This window comes from Vibrio sp. ECSMB14106, assembly GCF_000972265.1.
GTDB classification, from domain to species: domain Bacteria; phylum Pseudomonadota; class Gammaproteobacteria; order Enterobacterales; family Vibrionaceae; genus Vibrio; species Vibrio kanaloae.
In genome coordinates this window covers 1-1,705 of the sequence record NZ_LAUM01000067.1, presented here as the reverse complement: position 1 = coordinate 1,705, position 1,705 = coordinate 1, and the positions used below count along the sequence as shown (strand labels likewise).

At 41.2% G+C, this 1,705-nt stretch carries 1 protein-coding gene, 2 tRNA genes and 1 rRNA gene; all 4 read right to left on the bottom strand.

Features of this window, described 5'->3' with window-relative positions; all coding sequences use genetic code 11:
- Positions 1-129: 129 nt before the first annotated feature.
- Complete coding sequence (locus WR49_RS20650; protein ID WP_017056509.1) at positions 130-525, bottom strand: DUF2391 family protein; 396 nt, start codon at positions 523-525, stop codon at positions 130-132.
- A gap of 760 nt (positions 526-1,285) precedes the next feature.
- Positions 1,286-1,362, bottom strand: a tRNA-Asp gene (locus WR49_RS20645).
- A gap of 30 nt (positions 1,363-1,392) precedes the next feature.
- Positions 1,393-1,508 (bottom strand): 5S ribosomal RNA (rrf, locus tag WR49_RS20640).
- 42 nt (positions 1,509-1,550) lie between these two features.
- Positions 1,551-1,627 (bottom strand) — tRNA-Thr (locus tag WR49_RS20635).
- Positions 1,628-1,705 lie beyond the last annotated feature (78 nt).

Below are 1,705 nucleotides of genomic sequence, written 5' to 3'. Positions count from 1 at the left end.
GTGATGATATCACCTCTAACTAAGTGACCAAATTCACCGTACCACTACAATAGAAGTAAAAGGCCTAATAGTGATCAAATAAGCTCTAGAGAGACTCTAGCGGTTATTTAAATTGAAGTGATATACAACTTACTCTTTATCAAAACTATCTACTACGATCGCTCCCATAGACGCAGGCATGGAAATAACGATCACCCTTTTGATCGATACTATTGGATCACTTAATAGAGGCAGCTTATCCAAACAAGTTAGAACCAAAGCAACAACCAATGCTGTCATCACATAAGCAATAACTATTCTGAAAACAAACACAGGGATGCGAGCGACAACATCCTTTTGGAAGACGCTCTCATAAGTATAAAAACCTAGAAACACAGCGGACAATAGAAACAACAACAATAAATTAGCAGCCGGTAAGGTCTCCCCTAACTTCCACGCCTCTTCAGAAAAAGAAATAGGTACAGCCAAAGCAAAAGACCCAACAAAAATTTGGCTCGCATCTTCGAAGTTAAAGCTTAATTTCATAGAACTACCTTCAAGGCTGTAGAATATCCCTAGTTACCAAAATCATCATCAAGCTATAAATTCATGATCGTGGGAAGTTTCTGGTTTACCAGTTAGCAAAAAATAACTTTGTGTCGCTTTATACTAGACGAATTGACCAAACCATAACTTGAACTAATAAGCAATTATACACTCATGTTGAACGTTTGGTTTCAAGATAAAGTAAGCTTTTAGCATAGACTGTGGTCAAAAATAGGAACGTGCACACGAGCTATCAAACAGAAACAATTCGAATATACCTATCTCTTACTCAATGTTCCCTAGCCGTGAATAGGAGAAGCGGTCGCTGTCCCTGGGGCAATATCTCCAGCAAATACCAAATGCAACAAAAAAGGAAGGCATGCTGGTGTGATAATGGATAGTGCAGGATGAATGATTTAAGACATTGGCTATACAGTTTCTGTTGTTAGTATCACCAAACTCCTGCCATATTCACCTGACCTGAATTCCATAGAGCAAGTTTGAAGTTAGAGGAGGCGGCATCATTTAGATAATCAAGCCTTTGAAAATTATGATGGAACTGTTGATAAGGTTTGTAGTGGTTGGGGTAACTTGATCAGTAGTACACAAAGAGTAACGAAGGTGTGTACAAGAAGCTGAATTGACAAGTTAATTACCTAGATTGCTATTATAGCTTTCTGGCAGCCGCTTGACCAAAAAGCGATACACCATTATTTAGATAAAAAAAGCCTCGCTATTTCTAGCGAGGCTTTTTAATAAGTGGCGGAGTGGACGGGACTCGAACCCGCGACCCCCGGCGTGACAGGCCGGTATTCTAACCAACTGAACTACCACTCCGCAGTGTCTATTCAGCATAAAGCAATTTAAGTCTGACGATGTCCTACTCTCACATGGGGAAGCCCCACACTACCATCGGCGCTATTGTGTTTCACTACTGAGTTCGGCATGGAATCAGGTGGGTCCGCAATGCTATGGTCGTCAAACAAATCCTGTTGTCAATTTGACTAATCAAATCAACTAAATAGTGGTGCTGATACCCAGACTCGAACTGGGGACCTCACCCTTACCAAGGGTGCGCTCTACCGGGCTGAGCTATATCAGCAATTAAAGAAGCTTTTTAAACGATTCTTAAAATTTGGAGCCTGGCGATGTCCTACTCTCACATGGGGAAGCCCCACAC